Source organism: Shewanella sp. Scap07 (genome assembly GCF_013394145.1).
GTDB lineage: Bacteria > Pseudomonadota > Gammaproteobacteria > Enterobacterales > Shewanellaceae > Shewanella > Shewanella waksmanii.
In genome coordinates this window covers 2,820,424-2,844,468 of the sequence record NZ_CP041329.1, presented here as the reverse complement: position 1 = coordinate 2,844,468, position 24,045 = coordinate 2,820,424, and the positions used below count along the sequence as shown (strand labels likewise).

The 24,045-nt window shown below is 44.8% G+C and carries 23 protein-coding genes; 14 read left to right on the top strand and 9 right to left on the bottom strand.

Translation table 11 applies throughout. The features are described 5' to 3' along the window. Positions 1 to 145: 145 nt before the first annotated feature. Positions 146 to 2,365, top strand: a complete 2,220-nt coding sequence (locus FLM48_RS12465) for an NADP-dependent isocitrate dehydrogenase (RefSeq protein WP_179024855.1) — start codon at positions 146 to 148, stop codon at positions 2,363 to 2,365. A gap of 276 nt (positions 2,366 to 2,641) precedes the next feature. On the opposite strand, the gene cspD is transcribed toward FLM48_RS12465, so the two are convergent. Beyond that, on the bottom strand, positions 2,642 to 2,848 hold the full coding sequence (cspD, locus tag FLM48_RS12460; RefSeq protein ID WP_028772367.1) for a cold shock domain-containing protein CspD: 207 nt from the start codon (positions 2,846 to 2,848) through the stop codon (positions 2,642 to 2,644). A 247-nt stretch (positions 2,849 to 3,095) separates the two neighbouring features. On the opposite strand from cspD, the gene clpS reads away from it, so the two are divergent. Further along, complete coding sequence (clpS, locus tag FLM48_RS12455; RefSeq protein ID WP_028772366.1) at positions 3,096 to 3,404, top strand: ATP-dependent Clp protease adapter ClpS; 309 nt, start codon at positions 3,096 to 3,098, stop codon at positions 3,402 to 3,404. A gap of 35 nt (positions 3,405 to 3,439) precedes the next feature. Then, the gene (clpA, locus tag FLM48_RS12450) at positions 3,440 to 5,698 is read left to right on the top strand and encodes an ATP-dependent Clp protease ATP-binding subunit ClpA (RefSeq protein ID WP_179024854.1); all 2,259 of its coding nucleotides are present in this window, start codon (positions 3,440 to 3,442) and stop codon (positions 5,696 to 5,698) included. A 387-nt stretch (positions 5,699 to 6,085) separates the two neighbouring features. Here the strand turns inward: clpA and infA are convergent, their stop codons facing one another. The 3 genes from infA to aat form a co-directional block, all read right to left on the bottom strand. Beyond that, complete coding sequence (gene infA, locus FLM48_RS12445; RefSeq protein ID WP_011865366.1) at positions 6,086 to 6,304, bottom strand: translation initiation factor IF-1; 219 nt, start codon at positions 6,302 to 6,304, stop codon at positions 6,086 to 6,088. A 446-nt stretch (positions 6,305 to 6,750) separates the two neighbouring features. Then, positions 6,751 to 7,464, bottom strand: coding sequence for an arginyltransferase (locus FLM48_RS12440; protein ID WP_028772364.1), 714 nt, complete (start codon positions 7,462 to 7,464; stop codon positions 6,751 to 6,753). Further along, complete coding sequence (gene aat, locus FLM48_RS12435; RefSeq protein WP_028772363.1) at positions 7,454 to 8,164, bottom strand: leucyl/phenylalanyl-tRNA--protein transferase; 711 nt, start codon at positions 8,162 to 8,164, stop codon at positions 7,454 to 7,456. Before aat ends, FLM48_RS12440 begins: the two co-directional genes overlap by 11 nt. A 53-nt stretch (positions 8,165 to 8,217) precedes the next feature. On the opposite strand from aat, the gene FLM48_RS12430 reads away from it, so the two are divergent. Beyond that, positions 8,218 to 8,691, top strand: a complete 474-nt coding sequence (locus tag FLM48_RS12430) for a glycine zipper 2TM domain-containing protein (RefSeq protein ID WP_028772362.1) — start codon at positions 8,218 to 8,220, stop codon at positions 8,689 to 8,691. A gap of 67 nt (positions 8,692 to 8,758) precedes the next feature. Here FLM48_RS12430 and pdxY read toward each other — a convergent pair whose 3' ends face one another. Then, on the bottom strand, positions 8,759 to 9,646 hold the full coding sequence (pdxY, locus tag FLM48_RS12425) for a pyridoxal kinase PdxY (RefSeq protein WP_256870923.1): 888 nt from the start codon (positions 9,644 to 9,646) through the stop codon (positions 8,759 to 8,761). A gap of 286 nt (positions 9,647 to 9,932) precedes the next feature. Further along, positions 9,933 to 10,286: a hypothetical protein gene (locus FLM48_RS12420; RefSeq protein ID WP_179024853.1), complete on the bottom strand. Its 354-nt coding sequence runs from the start codon at positions 10,284 to 10,286 to the stop codon at positions 9,933 to 9,935. 352 nt (positions 10,287 to 10,638) lie between these two features. Between FLM48_RS12420 and FLM48_RS12415 the strand changes: the two genes are divergently transcribed. Then, complete coding sequence (locus FLM48_RS12415; protein WP_179024852.1) at positions 10,639 to 11,391, top strand: Nif3-like dinuclear metal center hexameric protein; 753 nt, start codon at positions 10,639 to 10,641, stop codon at positions 11,389 to 11,391. A 71-nt stretch (positions 11,392 to 11,462) separates the two neighbouring features. On the opposite strand, the gene metG is transcribed toward FLM48_RS12415, so the two are convergent. Then, positions 11,463 to 13,484 (bottom strand): methionine--tRNA ligase, encoded by a 2,022-nt coding sequence (gene metG, locus FLM48_RS12410; protein WP_028774097.1) that lies wholly within the window; start codon positions 13,482 to 13,484, stop codon positions 11,463 to 11,465. Between the two features lie 160 nt (positions 13,485 to 13,644). Between metG and apbC the strand changes: the two genes are divergently transcribed. Genes apbC through FLM48_RS12370 form a run of 8 tightly spaced genes read left to right on the top strand, consistent with a single transcriptional unit; the run spans position 13,645 to position 20,015 of the window. Further along, positions 13,645 to 14,760 (top strand): iron-sulfur cluster carrier protein ApbC, encoded by a 1,116-nt coding sequence (gene apbC, locus FLM48_RS12405; RefSeq protein WP_028774098.1) that lies wholly within the window; start codon positions 13,645 to 13,647, stop codon positions 14,758 to 14,760. Between the two features lie 9 nt (positions 14,761 to 14,769). Continuing rightward, a complete protein-coding gene (gene udk, locus FLM48_RS12400) occupies positions 14,770 to 15,408 on the top strand; it encodes a uridine kinase (protein ID WP_028774099.1) in 639 nt (212 codons plus the stop codon). Positions 15,409 to 15,456: 48 nt separating this feature from the next. Then, the gene (pabC, locus tag FLM48_RS12395; protein WP_256870922.1) at positions 15,457 to 16,281 is read left to right on the top strand and encodes an aminodeoxychorismate lyase; all 825 of its coding nucleotides are present in this window, start codon (positions 15,457 to 15,459) and stop codon (positions 16,279 to 16,281) included. Continuing rightward, entirely contained in the window at positions 16,278 to 17,288 is a 1,011-nt protein-coding gene (gene mltG, locus FLM48_RS12390; RefSeq protein ID WP_179024851.1) for an endolytic transglycosylase MltG, read from the top strand. The genes pabC and mltG overlap by 4 nt, the downstream gene beginning before the upstream one ends. After that, positions 17,285 to 17,917, top strand: a complete 633-nt coding sequence (gene tmk / locus FLM48_RS12385) for a dTMP kinase (protein ID WP_179024850.1) — start codon at positions 17,285 to 17,287, stop codon at positions 17,915 to 17,917. The genes mltG and tmk overlap by 4 nt, the downstream gene beginning before the upstream one ends. Before the next feature lie 3 nt (positions 17,918 to 17,920). Further along, positions 17,921 to 18,838, top strand: a complete 918-nt coding sequence (gene holB / locus FLM48_RS12380) for a DNA polymerase III subunit delta' (RefSeq protein WP_179024849.1) — start codon at positions 17,921 to 17,923, stop codon at positions 18,836 to 18,838. Positions 18,839 to 18,846: 8 nt separating this feature from the next. Then, on the top strand, positions 18,847 to 19,173 hold the full coding sequence (locus FLM48_RS12375) for a PilZ domain-containing protein (protein WP_028774104.1): 327 nt from the start codon (positions 18,847 to 18,849) through the stop codon (positions 19,171 to 19,173). Positions 19,174 to 19,226: 53 nt separating this feature from the next. Beyond that, complete coding sequence (locus FLM48_RS12370) at positions 19,227 to 20,015, top strand: TatD family hydrolase (RefSeq protein ID WP_179024848.1); 789 nt, start codon at positions 19,227 to 19,229, stop codon at positions 20,013 to 20,015. Between the two features lie 283 nt (positions 20,016 to 20,298). Here the strand turns inward: FLM48_RS12370 and rsmF are convergent, their stop codons facing one another. Next, complete coding sequence (rsmF, locus tag FLM48_RS12365) at positions 20,299 to 21,714, bottom strand: 16S rRNA (cytosine(1407)-C(5))-methyltransferase RsmF (RefSeq protein ID WP_179024847.1); 1,416 nt, start codon at positions 21,712 to 21,714, stop codon at positions 20,299 to 20,301. A gap of 92 nt (positions 21,715 to 21,806) precedes the next feature. Here rsmF and FLM48_RS12360 point away from each other — a divergent pair, with 92 nt between their 5' ends. Further along, a complete protein-coding gene (locus tag FLM48_RS12360) occupies positions 21,807 to 23,033 on the top strand; it encodes a nucleoside recognition domain-containing protein (protein WP_179024846.1) in 1,227 nt (408 codons plus the stop codon). Between the two features lie 95 nt (positions 23,034 to 23,128). On the opposite strand, the gene FLM48_RS12355 is transcribed toward FLM48_RS12360, so the two are convergent. Continuing rightward, positions 23,129 to 24,031: a DUF481 domain-containing protein gene (locus FLM48_RS12355; protein WP_256870921.1), complete on the bottom strand. Its 903-nt coding sequence runs from the start codon at positions 24,029 to 24,031 to the stop codon at positions 23,129 to 23,131. Positions 24,032 to 24,045 lie beyond the last annotated feature (14 nt).

The following is a 24,045-nucleotide window of genomic DNA, read 5'->3' as shown; positions in this document are numbered from 1 at the left end:
TAATGCGTTTGCTGGCCCATCAATACACCAGTTCTCATCGTTACTCGCCAAAAAAAGGGCGTAGACCCTCATCGAAACTTTATAAGAATTAGAAGATTTTTATTAATTATTAACGCTTTATTTTATAAAACACGTAGGACACAAAATGAACGATAAGCCAACGATTATCTATACGGAAACTGACGAAGCCCCCGCGCTAGCAACACTTTCTTTTTTACCGATTATTCAAAAGTTTACCCAAGCAGCAGGCGTAAGTGTTGAAACACGCGACATTTCACTTTCTGGCCGTGTAATTGCCAACTTTCCAGAGAGTTTAACTGCTGAGCAGCGTATATCAGATGCATTGGCTGAACTCGGTGAGCTAGCTAAGCAGCCTCAAGCTAACATCATCAAACTGCCTAACATCAGCGCCTCTATTCCGCAGCTCAAAGCTTGTATCAGTGAGCTACAAGCTAAAGGTTACGATCTGCCTAACTATCCTGATGAGCCAAAGAATGCTCAGGAAGAAGAGGTTAAGTCTCGTTACGACAAAATTAAAGGTAGCGCAGTAAACCCAGTATTGCGTGAAGGTAACTCTGACCGTCGTGCACCAGGTTCAGTTAAGAACTATGCCAAGAAAAATCCACACTCAATGGGTGCCTGGAGCAGCGAGTCTAAATCACACGTTGCCCATATGGATGGCGGTGACTTTTATGGTAGCGAGCAATCATTGACTCTTGCTGCTGATACTCAAGTTGATATCGTACTTAAGCAGGCCGATGGCCAACAAACTACGCTCAAATCTGGTTTAGCGCTGCTTGCAGGTGAGGTTGTTGATGCCGCTGTGATGAGCAACAAAGCATTAGTAGCCTATTTAGAGCGCGAAATTGCTGCAGCGAAAGAAGAAGATGTATTGCTGTCACTGCACCTTAAAGCGACCATGATGAAAGTGTCTGACCCCATTTTATTTGGTCATGCAGTTAAAGTTTACTACAAGTCGCTTTTTGCTAAGCACGGCGAGCTATTTGAGCAATTAGGTGTTGATGTTAACAATGGTTTTGGTGATGTCTATGCCAAACTAGCCAATGTTGATGCTGCTAAGCGCGCGGAAATTGAAGCCGATATCGCTGCAATTTATGCCGAGCGTCCAGAACTTGCCATGGTCGATTCAGACAAAGGCATCACTAACTTACATGTACCAAGCGATGTGATCATTGATGCATCTATGCCAGCGGCTATTCGCTCTTCTGGTCAAATGTGGGGACCTGATGGCAAGCTTAAAGATACTAAAGCCTTGATCCCTGATCGTAGTTACGCTGGTGTCTATCAAGAAACCATTAGCTTCTGTAAAGCTAATGGTGCATTTGACCCAACCACAATGGGTAGCGTACCAAACGTTGGTCTGATGGCGCAAAAAGCGGAAGAGTACGGTAGCCACGACAAAACCTTTGAAGTTGCGGCTAACGGTAGCATTGAAGTGATTGACGCTGCAGGTAACGTATTACTATCGCATAGCGTTGAGCAGGGTGACATTTGGAGAATGTGCCAAGTTAAAGATGCACCTATCCGCGATTGGGTTAAATTAGCGGTTAACCGTTCACGCCTGTCGAATACACCTGCGGTATTTTGGCTAGATGCAAATCGTGCTCACGATGCGCAACTGATTGCTAAAGTAAATACTTACCTAAAAGATCATGATACTGACGGCCTTGAGCTGCATATCATGTCGCCTGTCGACGCGACTAAGTTCTCGCTAGCGCGCATTAAAGAAGGCAAAGATACTATCTCAGTAACAGGTAACGTACTTCGTGATTATCTAACTGACTTATTCCCAATCTTAGAACTTGGCACTAGTGCTAAAATGCTGTCAATTGTCCCGCTAATGAATGGTGGTGGTTTATTTGAAACCGGTGCTGGTGGTAGTGCACCTAAGCATGTTCAGCAGGTTGAGAAAGAAGGTCATTTACGTTGGGATTCATTGGGTGAGTTTTTAGCATTAGCGGCTTCGCTAGAGCATTTAAGCCAAACTAATAATAACCCACGTGCCCAAGTGTTAGCTGATTCGCTTGATAGCGCGATTGGTAAGTTCTTAGACGAGAACCGTTCACCTTCACGCCGTGTAGGTGAGCTTGACAACCGTGGTAGCCATTTTTATCTAGCACAGTTCTGGGCTGAAGCCTTAGCTGCGCAAGATGCTGATGCTGACTTAAAAGCCCAGTTTGCAGGATTAGCTTCATCGTTAATTGAGAATGAAGCTAAAATCGTTGCCGAGCTAAATGGCGCGCAAGGCCCAGCGGTTGACCTAGGCGGTTATTTCCGACTAGATGCAGCTAAAGCCTCAATGGCAATGCGCCCAAGTGCGACATTGAACAGCTTGTTTAGCTAATACATACGTTATGATGGTAAAAGGGAGCTAAGGCTCCCTTTTTTATTTTTAAGCTTGCTTGCGGTGTAATATCAATCAGCACAAATTTGCTTATTCAAATGTGTAACTGAAATTGGATAAGGTATATTTAACCGTGTTGACTGAAGAGGGCTTAGGCTATTTTCGATATTAGGTTAATAGCATGTTGATAATGGAAGTGGATATATAGTGGTGATAATTATCTTGCAGACATAAAAAAGGCAGGGTAATGTCCCTGCCTTTTTATGATCGCGCCGACTATTTTGTGGGCGATATTGCTGAAGCGTGCATCCCTTTTGGACCTTGTTCTACTTCAAATTGAACCGGTTGGCCTGCTTTTAGAGTTCGATAGCCTTCCATTTCAATGGTAGAATAGTGTGCAAAAACATCCTCACCACCAGCATCAGGGCAGATAAACCCAAAACCTTTGGCGTTGTTGAACCATTTAACAGTTCCGTTTGCCATACTTCCACTTCCTTCTGTTGTTTACTTACCAGTAAGATAGTAAAACTTATAATGACGGGAAATATTCACCGTCTATTGAACAGAATGAAAGCAGTACAAGAATAAGTCAAGACTTAGTTAACAAAAAAGCAACAATTAAACAAAAAAGTTGTATCAATTGCACTTTTAGATGTAGACATAAAGGGTAATTGTTAGTTGTAATGGCTAACAGTTGGAATAAGCCAAAACTAGAGGCTAATATTTAACAATGGGTAAAGCAGGAAATATTGAACATGTTGAAGAACGAGTTGAAGCAGAAGTCACTCCGCCTTCCATGTACAAAGTCATTTTGAATAATGACGATTACACCCCGATGGATTTTGTCATTGAGGTTTTACAAATGTTTTTCAAGAAGAATGAGCAAGAAGCGACCAACATCATGCTTGCCATTCATCATCAAGGCAAAGGGATTTGCGGTGTTTTTCCTTTTGGAATCGCAGAAACTAAAGTTGCGCAGGTAAATCAATTTGCCAGACAAAACCAACATCCGTTACTGTGTTCATTAGAGAAAGCCTAAATTTGTGAGTTTTGTAGTTCATTTAGGGGGTGCTTATGCTAAACAAAGATCTTGAGGTCACCTTGAATCTGGCATTTCAACAAGCCAGAGACGCGCGTCATGAATATATGACAGTAGAGCATCTATTGTTGGCGTTAATCGATAACCCAGCTGCGCAAGAAGCCTTGGTAGCTTGCGGCGCCAATTTAGATAAGTTGCGCGAAGAAGTCTCCAGTTTTATTCAACAAACAACCCCAATTATTTCCGATCCAGAAGATGACCGCGAAACTCAGCCGACGCTGGGGTTTCAACGAGTACTACAGCGCGCCGTTTTTCATGTGCAATCGTCTGGGCGCAACGAAGTGACTGGCGCGAACGTGCTGGTTGCCATTTTTAGCGAGCAAGAATCACAAGCGGTCTATTTATTGCGCAATGGTGAAATCACACGATTAGACGTGGTGAATTATATCTCCCACGGGGTGGGCAAAGATGAAATCGATTCGCCATCAGAGCAAGAGCAAATAGAGGACCAAAGCGAGGCGCAAGAGGAAAAGAGCAAGTTATCCCAATTTACCGCCAACCTTAATGAAGAAGCTAAGGCCGGTAATATTGACCCTTTGATCGGCCGAGCTGATGAAATTGAGCGTTCGATTCAAATTCTATGTCGTCGCCGTAAGAATAACCCTTTACTGGTGGGGGAGGCTGGTGTTGGTAAAACCGCTATAGCTGAAGGGCTAGCGTACCGCATTGTCAATGAAGAAGTACCAGAAGTGATGCTAGAGGCGACTGTATACTCATTGGATTTAGGCGCACTGCTAGCTGGCACTAAATATCGTGGTGATTTTGAGAAACGTTTTAAGGCGTTACTTAAAGAGCTTAAAAATGATGAGCATGCCATTTTATTTATTGATGAAATTCATACCATCATTGGCGCTGGTGCCGCATCAGGCGGGGTGATGGATGCATCTAACCTATTAAAGCCGCTACTATCTAGTGGTAACTTACGCTGCATGGGCTCGACGACTTTCCAAGAATACCAAAGTATTTTTGAAAAAGACCGCGCCTTAGCACGCCGGTTCCAAAAAATAGACATCAATGAACCTTCGGTTGCAGAAACCACTAAGATCCTGCAAGGGCTGAAGTCTAAATACGAAGAGCACCATAGCGTGCGATATACACAAGCGGCGTTAAGCACTGCAGCGAGACTGTCCGATAAGCATATTAACGACCGTCACCTGCCTGACAAAGCTATTGATGTGATAGATGAAGCTGGGGCGCGTATGGCGATGCAACCGCAAAGCCGCCGCAAGAAAACCATTGGCCAGCTAGAAATTGAAGCCATTATTGCCAAAATAGCGCGAATTCCTGAGAAGTCAGTGTCGGCTACCGACAAAGATATGCTTAAGAATCTTGAGCGCAATCTGAAGATGGTGGTATTTGGTCAAGATCAGGCGATTGAAGCGCTAAGCTCCGCTATTCGGTTATCAAGAAGTGGCTTAGGGGTCGATAAAAAACCCGTAGGTAGCTTTTTGTTCGCTGGACCGACAGGTGTGGGTAAAACCGAGGTGACTAATCAATTGTCATCATGCCTAGGGCTTAATTTAGTGCGCTTTGACATGTCGGAGTATATGGAAAGCCATACTGTTTCAAGGCTGATTGGTGCACCGCCAGGTTATGTGGGATACGATCAAGGTGGCTTGTTAACTGACGCCGTAATTAAGCATCCACATTGTGTGGTATTGCTTGATGAAATTGAGAAAGCCCACCCTGATGTGTACAACTTGCTATTGCAGGTGATGGATCACGGTACCTTGACTGACAATAATGGCCGCAAAGCTGATTTTAGAAACGTGACGTTAGTGATGACCACTAACGCCGGTGTGCAAGAAACCGTGCGTAAATCAATTGGCTTTAAACAGCAAGATCACAGTCAAGATGCTCTGTCTGAGATCAACAAGGTGTTCTCTCCAGAGTTCAGAAATAGACTCGACGAGATCATTTGGTTTAATCATCTTGATATGACAGTCATTGCTAAAGTAGTTGATAAGTTCTTAGTAGAGCTTCAGGCGCAGCTGGACGATAAATCAGTAACTTTAGAGGTTAGTGATGAAGCACGGACGTTATTAGCTGAGAAAGGCTATGACAAGGCCATGGGGGCACGCCCAATGGCGAGAGTCGTGACTGAGCTGATTAAGCGCCCATTAGCCGATGAGATTTTGTTCGGCAACCTTGAAAAAGGTGGCGTAGCCCATGTCGATGCTAACGGCGATGAGATTGTGATTGAAACTCACAGCCAGGAAAAGGTCACCAGCTAAAAACTGATTTAATACCAATCAGTATAAACATTTAGTCACTCAGCGAGAGTTTAGTGGTTCTGAGGCAAGGCAACGAGTGAAGAGCATAGTTATTCTATGGTTAAGCTCGTTAACACAGCATCAGAATCGCTAAAACTCGCCATTCTGGCGCGTTTTTGGCTACCTACTTCTGCGTTGAATAACCTCACAAGGGAGCAACCATTGTTTCAGTTATTCGCCTTGAATTAGTTTGCCAAAAGCGCGCTGAGTAGATCAAATTCTTATACTGATTGGTATACCTTAGCTATGAAAAAACCGCTTCTAGTAAGCGGTTTTTTATTTTTTGTTGAGATCAGGCATAAAAAAACCAGCGAACAGCTGGTTTTTAATAATACGTCGTTAGCTAACTTAGCGTGAACGGAAGACGATGCGCCCTTTGCTCAGATCATAAGGGGTCAGCTGAACTGTGACCTTATCACCCGTTAGAATACGGATGTAGTTTTTACGCATTTTACCAGAGATATGGGCAATTACTACGTGTCCATTCTCAAGCTCAACTCGAAACATTGTATTTGGCAAGGTTTCAAGAATAGTGCCTTGCATCTCAATGTTGTCTTCTTTCGCCATTAATCAGTTATCCTGTTAGCCTTCAAATATTAAAAACGGGCGTATCATGCCGCAAAATCAAGCCGCTGTAAAGCTCAGGTTAAGTTTCGCAGCTAAAACTTAGCGTTTAAGCGATGATTATACCAATCAGTATAAACATTTAGTCACTCAGCGAGAGTTTAGCGGTTCTGAGGCAAGGTCATTAAATGCTCCTGCATTAATGACATTCACCACATCCATGTGGTTTGCAACGAGTGAAGAGCATAGTTATTCTACGGTTAAGCTCGTTAACACAGCATCAGAATCGCTAAAACTCGCCATTCTGGCGCGTTTTAGGCTGCCTACTTCTGCATTGAATAACCTCACAAGGGAGCAACCATTGTTTCAGTACTCACTTTGAATTAGCCGGCCTTGAATTAGTTTGCCAAAAGCGCGCTGAGTAGATCAAATTCTTATACTGATTGGTATTACTTGTCTATTTCACTTTGCAACCATCCCTGTTGGGTTAAAACCTGGTAGGGGTGAAAATTGCGTTTGTAGTTCATTTTGCGAGATTCATCGATCTGGTAACCTAAATAGATAAACGATTTGCGCATCAGTTTCGCCAGTTGTAACTGAATCAAAATCATCATATTGCCTAATGATCGTTTATGTTGCTCAGGGGCAAAAAAACTATAGATTGCCGACAGCGAGTTAGGCAGTACATCGGTGACAGCGACGCCAATCAGTTCATCTTCATGCAATATTTCTATCAGGATTGGCGAGGTCCATTTCGCTTTCACAAATTGTTGGTATTGTTCCGGTGTAGCTGGGTACATTGGTCCGTCTTTGTGGCGCTCGTTTACATAGCGCTCATACAAAGCGTATTGCGCAGGTGTGTGGGCATCGGCTATACGCCAGCTTAGGTCGCGATTATTGCGCATGGTACGTTTTTGACGCCGAGAAGGCACAAACTGCTCAACAGGAATACGAATCGGCAAGCAGGCATTGCATTGAGGGCATTGTGGTTTATATATCGTGCCGCCACTGCGCCTAAAGCCGAGCGCCAGTAGATGCTCAAACAAATTATCGTTCAGATGATCTTCTTGTAGTACTAGCAGTTGTTCTTGCTTGCTAGGCAGATAACTACAGGCGAAAGTACCAGTCATACCAAGTTGTATGGTTTGTGACTTAGAGGTCAAGGAATATCTCCTTGGGATGCCAGACATCATCGGCGACGCGATTATCACGAAAACGTTTTAATAGAGAAATGAAATCACTGCGTTTTAATGCTTTCGCCCCCAAAGACTCTAAATGCGGGTTCACAACTTGTGCATCAATCAGTTTAAATTGATTGGCCAATAAATATTGATGCAACATCATCATGGCGGCTTTTGAGGCATTGGTTTGTCGATGAAACATAGATTCACCACAAAACACTTGGCCAATGGCTATTCCATATAAGCCACCAATCAACTCTTTTTCATGCCACACCTCTAGTGAATGGGCTTGGCGTTGTTGGTGTAATAGACCGTAGGCAGTGGCAATGTCGGCCGTTATCCAAGTGCCATCTTGATCAGGCCTTGGCGCTGCGCACCCTTTGACGACATCATCAAAGGCATGGTTAATGGTAAAGCGCCAAGCTTGTTTACGGACAAATTTGCGTAAACTCTTGCTGATGTGCAAACTGCCAGGCACAAATACGGCACGTGGATCCGGTGACCACCACAAGATAGGGTCATCGGCATTAAACCAAGGAAATATTCCATTGTAATAGGCGCTTAACAGCCTGTCTGGGTGTAAATCTCCGCCAATGGCCAGCAACCCATTTGGATCCCTGAGGGCTTGCTCAGGTGAGGGGAAGGGGGCGAGGTCATTATTTAAATAAGACAGAGAGTTCACTTTTGAGTAAAATTCCTTGTAGGGCCTACTAATAAGTTAGCGGAAAAATAGCGATGTTGAAACCTCAAGTACATGCACTTGCTTATGTTTGGTTAATTTTTGGCTGTATCTTTAACGTATCGGCCAATTATGATCGTAATACTGCACAGCCAGTGCAAAAAGTCGAATATGGCACAGTTGAGTCGGTACGCAATATTACCGAAAGCCAGCTGGTTGAAGACCGTAATCAGGGCTGGCGCACCTTTGGTGGCGCATTAATTGGTGGCGTTATTGGTCATCAGTTTGGTGGCGGTAGCGGCCAAGATGTGGCGACCGTGTTAGGTGCCATATTGGGTGGCGGAATAGGCCATCGCTCAGGTCAAAGCTATTACCAACAAATACAATTGGTAGAGTTGATGATCCGCTATGAAGATGATGAGCGAGTGATGGTGATCCAAGACAAAGACCCCGGCATGATATTTAATGCCGGAGATGAGGTCAGAGTGGTGTATCTAGCCAGCGGCGTACGGGTTGATATGGCGATGTAAGCCACAAAGTTGTCTTGCTACTTGCTACTTGCTAGTGATTTAGTCAGCTAAGGCACAGCACAACAGGTTACAAACGTTCAGCGCGATAGTTTGCCGTTGGCGATACCAATTGTTGCTGTGCGGCGATGGTTTGTAATTCCCATTGTTGTCGTTTTTGCGTCTCAGTTAATACTCCATAGCTGGCGTTGGTTGCGTGTTCAAATGCCGCAACGGTATCTTGGCCTTGAATTAACGCCGCAGTGAAAAGGGCGGTAATGAGATCTCCCACTCCAACGGGTTGTTTGTCAAAGGTAAGCTGAGGGCGTTGGATGAGGTAGTGTCCCTCCTGCGTGGCTAGCATCATTGTAAAATGTGTATCTGATACACTGTGTAAGTGCTTCACCAGCACGACTTTAGGGCCCAAAGACAAGGCTTTATCACACGCTTTTCGAGCATCTTCTAAGTTATTAATGGCCATTTTAGTAAATTGAGCCAGCTCAAATTGATTCGGTACAATCACATCGGCGATGGGCATCACATGCTTTATCAGCGCATCTGTTATCCCATCAGCTAAAATACACCCTTTTTGTGGATCGCCCATAACTGGGTCGCACACATAGATGGCATCACTGTTGTGTTGCTTAGTCTTGGTAACGGTGTTGATAATGGCCTGGCATTGTTCAGCACTGCCTTGGTAGCCGCTTATCACCGCCTGGCAGTGGCGCAGTTGGTCGATATTGATCAGGCCATTGACGAGATCATCGATATCGCTGGCAGCAAAAGCTCGCCCAGTCCATCCTTGAGCGTATTGAGTGTGGTTAGAGAATTGCACCGTGTGTATCGGCCACACTTCTATTCCCATGCGCTGCAGCGGAAATATTGCCGAGCTGTTGCCTGCGTGACCAAATACCACATGAGATTGAATAGAGATGATGCCTTTCATTGCGCGTATTACCTTACGTTGATTCAGTTGCACGATAGTGAGCCGACAGTTAGCCAACTTGAGTGCGGATGATAATAGTATGCGGCCCGGATACAAATAATACCAATCACATATTGGCGGCGTTGTTGGCAAACTGTGAGCTTGGTTTCACTATCGGTAATGCCGCTCTGGTGCTTTGCTACCGCGATTTTTGATTGCAGGGGGAAAGCAAATAAAAGTGACAGTTTATTCTGATATTTGAACGCTGTTAGCTATTTGGAGGGTTATTTGGCAAAAAAAAGGAGCCATCTGGCTCCTTAATATTTTCTGTTGCTAATGATTAAAAGCCACGTGGCAATTGGCCTTTACCTGCCAACTTTTCACGCCATAGCTCTTTAGGTGTTTTGCCACCAGATTTGTTAGCTGCAGCTTTTTTTGCCGCTGGCTTTTTGGCTGCTGGTTGTTTTGCAGCGCTCTTTTTGGCTGCAGGTGCTTTAGCTGGTTCAGCTTTAGCCGCTGGTGCTTCACCACCCATTTCTGCAAGCATAGTTTCAAGTTCGCTAAAACGTAGCGACTTACCGCCATCGATTTTGTACCAGCTACCTTTTTGCTCAATCGCAACAGCCTTTCCTTCTTGCTTAGAAAGGGCTGACTCCAGTGCGCTGATCACTTCTTCTTTGGTCAGTTTTGACATAGTAATAACCTGTTTATTTATAATGTTTACTTGAAGGTTTGGCCTAATTTTATAGCGCAAAGCACTAAAATGTCCAATTTTCACTAACATTCAATGCATTTCAGTGACATGAGACGCTGAAATTTGCATTTATGAGACCCACTACTTGCAGGATTTTTACTCTGTGCAAAGCGCTGTTATTCTAAGTGATTCACCCGCGGCGCTTTATTGCTCGTGCTAGGTTAATTATTCAATACACTGTTATATACTGGCAGTGAGTTCGCTAGCCAATTGGTCTGTGTCCGGTCCAACATCAGTGCTGGTCGCGAGCAATTAAAGGGTTAAAGCAAGTATTGTTAGCTGAGGAAAGTAAATGAAACGTACAGAATTAACCGCATACCTCAATGAGTATTTACAGGTAGGGTTATACAAGGACTATGCGCCAAACGGCTTACAAGTTGAAGGCAGCAATGACATAACCACTATTGTGACCGGTGTTACCGCCTGTCAGGCATTGATAGCGCGAGCGGTTGAGCTTAATGCCGATGCATTGCTAGTGCATCATGGTTTCTTTTGGAAAGGCGAGCCGGAGGTATTAACCGGCATGAAGTATCGACGTATTAAAGCGTTAATGGACAATAATATTAATCTATTAGGCTATCACTTACCCGTCGATGGGCATCCAGAAATCGGCAATAACGCCGAACTGGGGCGTAAAATGGGCATGACTAATGCGGCATCAATAGAAGGGGTTGCGCAAGGTTTAGTATGGCAAGGCGAGTTAGTGACGCCAGAATCCCCCGAGGCATTTGCAGGACGTCTGCATCATGCCCTAGGCCGCATGCCTGTTTATTTTGGTGCTGAGGTCGAACAGATCAAGCGAGTGGCGTGGTGTACAGGTGGCGCACAAGACTATATTGATATCGCGGTTAATGCTGGCGCAGATGCGTTTATTAGTGGAGAAATGTCGGAGCGCACCTACCACAGTGCAGTAGAGCAGGGAATTCAGTATTTTAGTGCAGGGCATCATGCGACCGAACGCTATGGGATTAAAGCATTGGGTGAGCATTTAGCGACTCAATTTGGCTTAACTCATCATTTTGTTGATATTGATAACCCAGTTTAATGAGGTATTGATTTAAAAAAGGCCGCTGATTAGCGGCCTTTTTACAAAGATTAGCACGATATTTTGCTGGCTTACTTAACCCGCATACCAGGTTGCGCGCCTTCATGTGGCTCAAGGATCCATAGGTCTTTTTTGCCTGGGCCCGCTGCTAGTACCATGCCTTCAGATACGCCAAAACGCATTTTACGTGGTGCCAGGTTAGCGACCATGACAGTGAGTTTACCTTCAAGATCTTCAGGGGCGTAAGCTGACTTAATACCGGCAAAAACTTGCTTAGTTTCACCGCCTAAGTCTAGCTGTAACTTCAACAGCTTGTTGGCTTCAGGTACATGCTCTGCTTTGGCGATACGGGCAATGCGCAAGTCTAACTTGGCAAAGTCATCGAAGCTGATTTCATCGCTAATCGGGTCTTCATCAAGTTGACTTTTTGGTGCTTCAGCCACTTGTAAGTTCTCCGTTGAGGCAGCAATGATTGCTTCGATATTTTTCATATCGACACGCTGCATCAGGGCTTTAAATTTGGCAATCTCATGGCCTGCAAGGTCCATGTCTAGATTGTCCCACGTTAGCGTCAGTTGCAAGAAAGACTCGACGTCGCTGGCAAGCTTTGGTAACACTGGCTTTAAGTAAGTTACCAAAATGCGGAACAAGTTAAGTGCATTACTGCACACTTGATGCGCTTGTGCTTGTTGATCTTCTTGCTTGATTAACTGCCATGGTGCAGCGTCTGCGACGTAAGCGTTGGCAATATCTGCCAATGCCATAATTTCGCGCATCGCTTTACCAAATTCTCGGTTTTCGTATAGATCGGCGATCTCATCTTGTTTAGCTAAGAAACTATTTGTGAGGCTCATATCCTCAATCGCAGCTAATTTGCCTTCAAAGCGTTTACTGATGAAACCTGCAGTACGAGAAGCAAGGTTAACCAGTTTGCCAACAAGGTCTGAGTTTACCCGTTGCGCAAAGTCTTCTAGGTTTAAATCGAGATCATCAATTTTACTGCTCAATTTAGCGGCGTAGTAATAACGCAGGTATTCAGGATCTAAATTGTCTAAATAAGTCCGCGCCTTAATAAAGGTGCCTTTAGACTTAGACATTTTAGCGCCGTTTACGGTGACATAACCGTGGGCATACACGCTGTTAGGCTTACGGTAACCGGCACCTTCCAACATGGCTGGCCAGAACAGGCTGTGGAAGTAAACAATATCTTTGCCGATGAAGTGGTAAACTTCTGCGGTTGAATCTTGGGCCCAAAATTCATCAAAGTTTAAATCGTCACGTTTGTCACAAAGATTTTTAAATGAACCCATGTAGCCAATTGGCGCATCGAGCCATACGTAAAAGAATTTACCCGGCGCATCTGGGATTTCAAATCCAAAGTAAGGGGCATCACGGGTGATGTCCCACTGCTGTAGCCCTTGCTCAAACCATTCGCCGAGCTTGTTGGCCATTTCGGTTTGCAATGAACCAGAGGTAGTCCACGCTTTTAACATCTCTTCAAATGCGGGCAGGTCGAAGAAGAAGTGCTCAGTGTCTTTCATCACTGGGGTGGCGCCCGACACAGCAGATTTTGGGTTTATCAAATCTGTTGGGCTATAGGTTGCACCGCAGCTGTCGCAGTTATCGCCATATTGGTCTTCAGACTTACACTTAGGGCAAGTGCCTTTAACAAAACGGTCTGGTAAAAACATCGACTTTTCAGGGTCAAATAGCTGAGAAATGGTTTTGGTTTTGATATACCCATTGTCTCTAAGCTTGATATACACATCGCTGGCAAGTTCACGGTTCTCATCACTGTGAGTACTGTGGAAGTTATCAAACTGGATGTTAAAATCAGCAAAATCTTGCTCGTGCTCTTTTTGTACTTGAGCAATCATCTCTTCTGGCGCAATACCTAATTGCTGCGCCTTAAGCATGATAGGCGTGCCGTGTGCATCATCTGCACAGATATAGTGACACTCGTGGCCACGTAGCTTTTGAAAACGAGCCCAAATATCAGTTTGGATGTATTCCAGCATATGACCCAGATGAATGGGGCCATTGGCATATGGAAGCGCGCTGGTAACGAGGATTTTACGTTGTGAAGTTGCCATCTTATCTCTAAATCAGTAGGTGCCCAATATTAATGGCATAGATACTAACCGATCAAAGGCTAACTTTCATTAAAAGCTGATGCAATTGCGCTAAATCTACACGAATATTCAGCAGAAATTCTGGTACACTTAGCCAAATTATTTTTAGGGGGTAGCCGTTTTGTCTTCAGCGTCTCAGAATTATCGTCTCAGTGACGATCTTCTCGGCCCAGTGTTGGCCATTTTAGATGATTTCCAAGATCCATATTTAGCACAGGGCCTTGTCAGTGCCGGTTTAGTTACTAAGCTGGATATTGAAGGAACTCGATTGCAACTAGGTTTGTGCTACCCGTACCCTTGTCAGAGTCAGTACCGCGACACCGTCATGGCCGTCACCAAAAAACTGGCTACATTAGCTGCCATCGAAGAAGTTGAGTGTGAAATCGACTTTCAAGTTGCTGCGGTTTCAGCCATTGAGAGTGTTGAGCCTTTACCTAACATCAAGCAAGTTATCGCCGTTGCCTCGGGTAAAGGTGGCGTAGGTAAATCGACGACTTCAGTAAACCTTGCGTTGGCGTTAGCCAGTGAAGGCGCGCGAGTGGGTATTCTTGATGCGGATATTTATGGGCCATCGATCCCGATCATGCTTGGGGTAACCGATTTTAAGCCGGTATCACCTGATGGCAAAATGATGACAGCGGCAACGGCGCACGGCATCACCGCACAGTCGATAGGCTTTATGCTAAACGACGAAGAAGCGGCAGTATGGCGAGGTCCAATGGCTGCGGGGGCACTGGCACAGCTCATTAATGAAACCAGCTGGCCTGAGCTTGATTATTTAGTCATTGATATGCCACCGGGAACGGGTGATATTCAGTTAACCTTGTCGCAAAAAGTCCCGGTAAGTGGCGCGGTGGTGGTGACTACGCCACAAGATATCGCTCTCGCTGACGCGAAGAAGGGCGTCAATATGTTCCAAAAGGTTCATATTCCAGTACTCGGCATTGTCGAAAACATGAGCTTCCATCAATGCAGTGAATGTGGTCACAAAGAGCACCCGTTTGGCAGCCAAGGTGGAGCTAAAATGGCTGAGCGCTATAATGTACCTTTATTGGGCGAACTGCCCCTGCAATTAAACATTCGTGAAGATGTTGATAAAGGGGCACCAACTGTGGTGTCAGATAGTGACAGTCATGTGGCTAATATCTATCGTGATATTGCACGTAAAGTGGGTGCACAATTGGCACTCGTTCAGACTCAGCCTGCTGTGTCTATTTCCATTTCAGATGAAGAGTAAAGGTAAGTCTTGATGAGTTCTCAATGTGTCATTATTGGTATTGCGGGTGCATCTGCATCTGGTAAGAGTTTGATTGCTAAAACCATTTATGAGGAGCTGTGCCGTGATTTAGGTACTGACCAAATAGGTGTTATAGCGGAAGATGCTTACTATAAAGATCAAACTCATTTATCAATGGAAGACAGAGTTCAAACCAACTATGACCATCCAAAAGCGTTGGACCATGAGTTACTAGCGCAACATTTGAGTGCGTTAAAACAGGGCCAAGCGGTTGATATTCCAAAATATGATTATTCAGTACATAATCGAGTTGACGAATGTGTGCCAATGACACCTAAAAAAGTCATTATTTTGGAAGGCATTTTGTTGCTGACAGACCCTGAACTACGCGATTTAATGGATGCTAGCGTGTTTATGGATACGCCGTTAGATATCTGCTTTATGCGTCGTTTAAGCCGTGATGTTGCAGAGCGTGGTCGCACCATGGAGTCAGTGATGCAGCAGTACACTGAAACCGTGAGACCGATGTTCTTACAGTTTATCGAACCTTCAAAGCAGTACGCTGATATTATCGTTCCTCGGGGCGGTAAAAATCGCATTGCGACCGACATATTGAAAACTCGAATTCAACACTTACTGGCTAAATAGCGCGATAGATAAGGGTTGAGCTTAAATGGATAAGGATGGCTAATTTACGTGCTTTGGGTTAATCGTCAATTGGATGGCAAGGTCACGGCTACGGACAGAGGGCTTGCCTATGGCGATGGTGTGTTTGCAACAATGCGCTATACCCAAGCTGGGCCACTCCTGTTTGAGCTTCACCTTGCGCGTTTACAACAAAGTTGTCAGCGACTTGGCATAGATTGGCAAGCTGATGAGCAATTTCGTACCTTTCTCAAAACCATTTGTCGTGAAGCTTTCCTGCAAAACGGTCTCGATGGCTGCGTTAAAGTGCTATTGAGCCGCGGCTCTGGCGGCAGGGGATACCAGGCCCCCGCTGTTGCTAACATCACCGAAGTGGTGTCGCTGCATGCAATCCCTCTGCACTATGCTGATTGGCAAGCTCAGGGAATTAACCTTGGGCTGAGCAACATAGCCTTAGCACGGCAACCTCGTTTAGCGGGGATGAAGCACCTTAATCGTCTTGAGCAGGTATTAATTCGTGAACAAACTTTAGCGGCAAACTGCGATGATGTTGTCGTATGTGACAGTGAAGGTTGGGTGATAGAGACCGCGGTGGCTAATCTGTTTATGGTTAAAGCGGGTCGAGTTTATACACCACGATTGGCCTTTGCCGGCGTCGCTGGCGTGATGCGCCAGCAGTTACTCAATGAGCTAGCCCAGCTTGGCTGGTCTGTTTCAATATGTGATATTAATTTGGCGATGTTAATGCAAGCTGATAATGTCTTTATGACCAATAGCTTATTTGGCATTGTTGATATCAATAGTGTTAATCAGCAAGTTTTTGTTCATGCTCCATTTACTCAAACTCTACGTAGTGCTCTGAATTTATCATTATGAAAAAAACGCTCGTTACTCTAGCAGGTTTGCTATTTACGCTTCTTACCGTTGCGCTTGTTGGCCTATATTATGTGCATCAAAATGTGCAGAGTTTTAGTCATACGGCTTTTACCATTACCGAACCGCAAACCCTTGAGCTTAAACGCGGCACTTCGTTTAACCAGTTACTTAATGAGTTGCAAAAAAGGCAGCTTATTACTGAAACATGGCCTGCTAAAGTGCTTATCAGATTACAGCCAGATGTAGCCAATATTCGGTCAGGCTACTATGACATTCTGCCCGGTGATACGTTCATTGAATTGATACAACGCCTTAATCAAGGTAAAGAAAAAGTGTTTAGTATCACTTTAATAGAAGGTCAAAACATCAAAGAGTGGCAAGCGGTCTTAGCATCCAGTAGCCATACCAAAGATAATATCGACAATGTGTTTAATGCAGTTTTAGTTAAACATGGCGATGAATCGGGGTTGCCAGAAGGTAAATTTTATCCAGATACCTATCACTATCATGCTGGCGCAACGCTCGAGAGTATTGTTGAGCAAAGTTATCTAAAAATGCAGCAACAATTAGAGCAAATATGGCAAGCACGGGATGAGTCTATTCCACTGTCGACGCCTTATGAGTTGTTGATCATGGCGTCAATCATAGAAAAAGAGACTGGCAAAGCCAGTGAGCGCCCTTGGATATCGGCTGTATTTACTAATCGATTACGAAAGGGGATGCGTCTACAAACTGACCCGACGGTGATCTATGGGATGGGTGATCGTTACCAAGGTAATATTACGCGCAAAGATTTGCGTGAACACACGCCTTTTAATACTTATCGAATTAACGGGCTAACACCGACACCGATTGCCGCACCAAGCGGGGCGTCACTGCACGCCGCGGCTAACCCAGCAGATGTGGACTACTTCTACTTTGTCTCCAAAAATGACGGTAGTCATGTGTTTTCAAGAACCTTGGCTGAACATAATCGCGCCGTGAATAAATATCAGAGAAATCGATGAATAACCAAAACAACGCCAAATTTATTGTTATTGAAGGATTAGAAGGTGCTGGTAAATCTAGCGCTATTGCTTTAGTGAAGGACTTTATTGAAAAACATACTGGTGCAGTTCCGGTTTGTACTCGCGAGCCTGGTGGCACTCCGCTGGCTGAAAAAATGCGAGACTTGGTTAAAGTGGCTGATGAGACTGATCCCCTGTGTGATAAAGCGGAATGCTTACTGATTTATGCGGCAAGAGCTCAGTTAATTGCCAACGTGATTCAACCGGCGCTGGAACAAGGGCAGTGGGTATTGGGCGATAGGCACAACTTGTCATCGCTTGCTTACCAAGGGGGCGGCCGAGGTTTATTAGATGTGGTTAACTCCCTGAGTGAAATTACCTTAGGCCAATTTAAACCGGATTTAACCTTGTATCTTGATATTGAGCCTAAGCTGGGGTTAACCCGCGCGGCAGACCGGGGCGCTCTTGATCGGATAGAGCAGCAGGATGTCAGCTTTTTTGAGCGTGCTCGCAGTACGTATCTATCATTAGCAGATCAAGACGACAGCATTAAAGTGGTTGATGCAAGCCAAACAATGGCTGCGGTTCACAAAGATATTATTGCTGTCTTGCAGAGCCAAGGCTGGTAGTTGATGAATCGCTTTCCTTGGCTGGATGCCATCAGTGAGCATTGTTTTAGCCAGCTGGTCAATCAAACTTTAGGCCATGCCTACGTTGTTGATCTGCACCCAGGCTATGGTGCCAACGAATTTATTCAAGCTTTTGCCGCTGCAGCGCTGTGTTTATCACCCAATGTTCAAGGTGCATGCGGTCAATGCAAGTCTTGCTTGTTGATGAATGCTGGCAATCACCCAGATTTTTACCAAGTTGCCCCCGATGGCAATCAAATCAAAGTCGATCAGATCCGTAGTTTGTGCCAAGACCTCGTCTCGACTGCACAACAAGGCGGGCGCCGTGTCGCGGTGATTAATTACAGTGAGAAAATGAATCAAGCTGCGGCTAATGCACTGCTAAAAACCTTAGAAGAGCCAGGAGAGGGCACGCTGCTCATCCTGCAAAGCTCACAGCCTGCGCATCTGCTGGCGACTATCACTAGCCGTTGCCAACGGCTACACATTACCTTGCCCGATGCGGCTCAAATTAATGCTTGGTTGCAGCAACAGTATCAAATAAACCAAGACGCCACTTGGTGCCTGCCCGTTGTCGGCGGCCCACTTGATTTGGCACAAGCCCTACAAGAAGGGCGTTATCAAAGCCTACTGCAATTGCGCAAAGATTGGATTGAGAGTTTGTCGTCTGGGCACCTGTGTGCTAATTTAATGAGTATTGATGAAAAGCAAGTTTCTGATGCACATAAAGTTTTATATCTTGTGTTAAGACAGAAATTGCTTAAAACGCCAAATATTGATGCACTATTAGCAGCAAATATCGTCGAGTTATCTACCTTGGTGATGAAGACCTGCCATGAGTTATCATTAATGCCCAATATCAATGCGTTAGGATTATTTCAAAACTACTTAGCACGCTATAACCAACTGACGGGAAGCTAATTAATCATATGGTCGATTTGGTCGTAAATTTTGACACCTTGCATCAGTTGTATCGTGCATATATGCCATTTATACAACCTGCAGGGCTGTTTATTGCTACATCAGAGAGCCATTATTTAGGGCAAGAGTTGACCATTGCCTATCAATTGCCCGGTAGCACCACAAAGCAGGAATTTAAAGGCGCAGTTGTTTGGATCAACCCGCTTGGCGCATCTGGCGGTCGACCAGCGGGGATCGGGGTCAAAATTTTGTCTGATGCAGACACCCACAAACACCATATCGAGAATTTATTGTCTCGCGAGCTCGCCTCAGGGGATTTGACCTGCACAATGTAGCTCTGTATTCTTGCCGTCTTTATTGTGTATTTGCTAATTAGAGTAACTCCCCCGTGCTTATCGACTCCCATTGCCATTTAGATAGACTTAAATCTGCCCCTGACCATGCTAGTTTGGTTGATATCATCAATCAGGCCAAAGCACGGGATATTAGTCACTTTTTGTGTGTTAACGTTCGCCAGAAGGGCTTTCGTGAAATGCAGCAAAAAATGGCTGAGTTCGATGAGATTTTTCTGTCGGCTGGAGTTCATCCCCTTGATGTGCAAGAAGGCTTAGATACTGCTGAGTTACATGAATATATTGCCGATCCCAAAGTGGTCGCCATTGGTGAAACAGGGCTGGATTATTTTTACGCTAATGAAACTAAAGTGCTGCAACAACAATGTTTTGAGCAACAGATCGCGTTAGCAGTAGACGTCAATAAGCCGCTGATTGTGCATACCCGTGATGCCAGAGAAGATACTATCGCTTTTTTGAAGCAAGGCAATGCCGATAAGGTCGGCGGTGTTTTGCACTGCTTTACTGAAAACTGGGAAATGGCAAAAGCCGCAATAGATTTAGGTTTTTATATCTCAGTATCAGGAATCGTGACCTTCAAGAATGCCAGTGAATTGCGAACTGTGATTCGAAAAGTGCCTAAAGATCGTTTATTAGTTGAAACGGACTCACCTTATCTTGCGCCAGTGCCGCATCGTGGCAAAGAGAATCAACCTGCTTTTGTAAGAGATGTTGCTGAATTTGTGGCAGAACTGCGTGGTGAAAAGTTCGATGAGTTAGCTCACAACACCACAGAAAACTTCTTTAATCTTTTCAAAGAAGCGGCGGTATTGGCTGGACGCTAGTCAGTTTGATTAACAAGAGCTGCGAGCCTGTGTGGCGGCTTATACTGATTGGTATTATAGGTGTGAGTTTAAAGCAGACAAAAAAAGACCCAAAACTATTCCAATTGTTCTGGGTCTAGGGGAATGGCTCCTCTCGGAGCCGTGCGCTACTGTTGAGAACCTCATTAGGTTTGTCTCTGCAACAAAGTGTAGATGATAAATTAGATTTCGCTCAAATATTAACCAATGCTTGCTCGCCGATTTGTAACAAAATATGTACGGTGTGCAGATAGTCCGCTATCGCTTAAGCCGACTTAATCACTTTGTCTTTTACCAGTTCCCGTGGCAGGCTATTTTTTAGCTTATTTCCTAAGTGTTTAGCTAAACCTAACGGGGCGCCTAAATAACTGACAACCTTCTCACCTTGGGGCTTGGTTTTCTCGGCCAAAGTAATATCGCGCCCCATCAGGTATTGCAATGCTTGGTCCTCATCAAGAGCTAGCATGTGTGTTTTAGGTGTCAGTGCAATAAGTGCCTCGTGGCGCGGTTTAAAGCCTTTTTTAATCTTGTCTGCCAACTTAATACCAATACGTTGGTAGCGCATTTTGCCAATTAAAGGCTCCATCTGACGAGGGAATAACCAAAACTCGTCATCGCGTACCATTAAGTTATTGTCTTGAAAGTTGATACCGAAAGTTTGCTGCAGGTACTCTTCAAGCTCGGCGGTTTGTTTGCGGTTGGCTGGGGTAAAAGGAAACACTTTCTGCGCTTTAGGCTGCGGCTGGTCGCGCACGACGCTGGCGGTTTTAGTCAACTTGGCGACAAAGAAGCCTTCGCTATCGAAAATTTGCGGCCACACATGTAAGAAGCCTTCATCAGTGGAGGCTTTGTCGGCACCCGTGAAAAGCTCAGCCAACGAGTCAAAGCGCACAGCATCTGGGTAGCACTGCTGAATATGTGCCATGATTGCTTGGTTTTCTTTGCGATTAAGGGTGCAGGTTGAATACACCAAGCTACCACCGGGTTTTAGGGCCAAAAAAGCCGACTTAATCAAATCTTTTTGAGTTGCGGCAATGGCATCTATCTCGCTTTCATCCCAATGTTTAAGTGCATCAGGGTCTTTGCGGACTGTACCTTCGCCACTGCAAGGTGCATCTAGCAGAATATGGTCAAAAGTTTCATATTGGTATTCACCAAATACTCGAGCATCAAAGTGGGTGAGGGCGCAGTTGCTAACGCCCATGCGCAATATATTGGCATGCAATACCTTAACACGGCTAGCGGAGTACTCGTTTGCTACCAGTATACCGTCGTTATCCATCATAGCCGCAAGTTGAGTCGTTTTAGAGCCCGGTGCTGAAGCCATATCTAACAGGGTTAAAGGCTGCGACACTTTGTGTGGAAACAGCGCAGTAGGTGGTAGCATCGAACTGGCTTCTTGAATGTAAAATAGCCCCTGAATGTGTTCTATGGTATTGCCTATTTGAATGCTCGGGTCAACGGTGATCCAATAGCCATCTTGGCACCACGGGATTGCTTCAAATTGCCACCCTTTAGGCGCTAGGTGAGCGATTAAATCGGCACTGCTAATTTTCAGTGTATTGACTCTGATCGAAGGGCGTAATGGTTTACCACAATAGTCGATAAAATCGTCCATCGATAAATTAGCTGGAATATCTTTGGCAATACTATTGATAAAATTTTGATTTAGTTGAACCATATTGACTAACTACAAGAAATATTGGCAAAAGTATATCATAGACATCGTCATATCCATGCCATCAACCACAACGCACTTAACAAGGAGTGTCGGTGTTAAATAGAGTTTGGTTAGTTTTCTTTGTCACTTCGCTGTTAGCCATTGCGGTTTCCTTGCTCAATGGTAATAGCCAAGTGTTGTCTGAGTCTGTCAATGCGCTGTTTAGTAGCAGTAAGCTAGCGGCAGAGATTGCACTGGGTCTTGTTGGTGTGCTGTCTCTATGGATGGGATTGATGCGCGTTGGCGAGAAAGCCGGAGTCGTCGCGGTTTTTGCAAAACTGTTTGAGCCGTTATTAAGTAAGTTGATGCCTGAAGTACCTCATGGCCATAAGGCGTACGGCAGTGTCACCATGAACTTAACGGCGAACATGTTAGGGCTGGATAACGCCGCAACACCACTTGGGTTGAAGGCTATGCAGGATTTACAGGAGCTCAACCCTGTTAAGCATGTCGCCACCAATGCCCAAATCTTATTTTTGGTACTTAATACTTCCTCTGTGACTTTAGTGCCTGTGACAGTATTTTTATACCGAGCGCAACAGGGCGCAGCCGCCCCGGCTGAAGTCTTTTTGCCTATTTTATTGGCAACATTAGCCTCAACCATTGCTGGCGTCACTGTTGTGGCTATTTATCAGCGTATCTCGTTGCTCAATGCGGTGGTGATTGGTTATGGCGCTGCGATCTTAGCAAGCTTAAGTGCTTTGATGTTTTACTTGGGTACCCTGAGTGTCACTGCAATAGGTGAAGTGTCGACCCTATTAGGTAATGGTGTACTACTGACGCTAATTTTCAGTTTTATTCTGGTTGCGGGTTTGAAAAAAGTGGCGGTGTACGATGAGTTTATTGAAGGGGCTAAACAAGGTTTTGCACAATCAATCAAACTCATTCCCTATCTATTAGCCATGCTGATAGCCATTGCCTTATTACGTGCATCAGGAGCACTAGACTACCTACTTTACGTAGTTGCCAGTTTAGTTCAGTTGTTGGGGGGAGATACTCGCTTTGTTGATGCATTGCCCACGGCAATGATGAAGCCTTTTAGTGGCTCTGGCGCCAGGGCAATGATGCTAGAAACCATGGATCATTACGGGGTGGACTCTTTTGCTGGGCGGCTAGCTGCCATTTTTCAAGGCAGCACAGAGACGACCTTTTATGTGTTAGCAGTGTATTTCGGTGCGGTGGGAATAAGAAATGGCCGCCATGCTTTGGTATGTGGTTTGACTGCCGATTTTGCCGGCATCATTGCCGCTATTGCCGTTTGTTACCATTTTTATGGCTAACAACTAATTTTTATGACTAACAACTAAGTGACTTGAAAATAGCTCACAAAAAAAGCCATCGTTTAGCGATGGCTTTTTAATAGATTTAACACGAATTAGAAGTGGTAGCTGACTGACAACATGGGGCCAATGAAACTGTAATAGAGGTTGTAGCTGGCAACATTCAAATCGGTATTTCTTAATTTTTGGTCGTAATCTACATCGACTTCATAATAGTTAAATGCGGCAGTCATATGCCAGTTTTCGGTAATTTCCGCTTCGACACCGGCGCGGATATCAATGAGTCCCCCTTCTAGGTCGTCCAGTTTGACGTAAAAGTATTGTGCATGGGCGGTAAAACGAAAACGGTCAGCAAATTCGTAATCACCGTATAAGCCGATATCAGGTAACGGCGCGGTGACCTTAGTGTCAACGGTTTTAGGTACGGGGACCGTTGGACAATCAGCGGTTGCAGTAGTGACTTGGCAAGCACCAATTTGACCTTCGAATCCTGTTTTAATAAACATGGCGTGCAAACCAATGGAAAAACCGAGATTGTAGTTATTACCTTGGTAAAAATTGTAGCCGTAGCCAATGCGAGCGATATCTATATTGAGGGTGGTATCGATTTTACTGCCAGCTTTGAAGTCATATAAGGTGCCGTCGAGTTCAACTTGAAAGGGCTTAGTGAGTTGGGTAACTTCAGCGCTACGATGCAGCTGTTTCCAATCCATATAGAGAATGTGCTGATCATTAAAATGATAAAACAGTTCAAAAAACGGCAGGAATTGCGACTCTTCTAGTTTAAGATCTTCTTCAAAATCGATTTGAAAGTCTCTACCAAGGAGTGGGTCGGTGACATCCATACTGGAATTGGAATTAGAATAAAAGCCACCGACTCGAATGATGGTTTTACTTTTCTTTTCGGCAAGTGTTGGCTCGACAACCGTCGTCTCATTCTCAGCCGCACAGGGGGCTGCTAACAGGCACAACGCGAGTATAGACCATTTCTTCAACACCAATGTTACTCCAT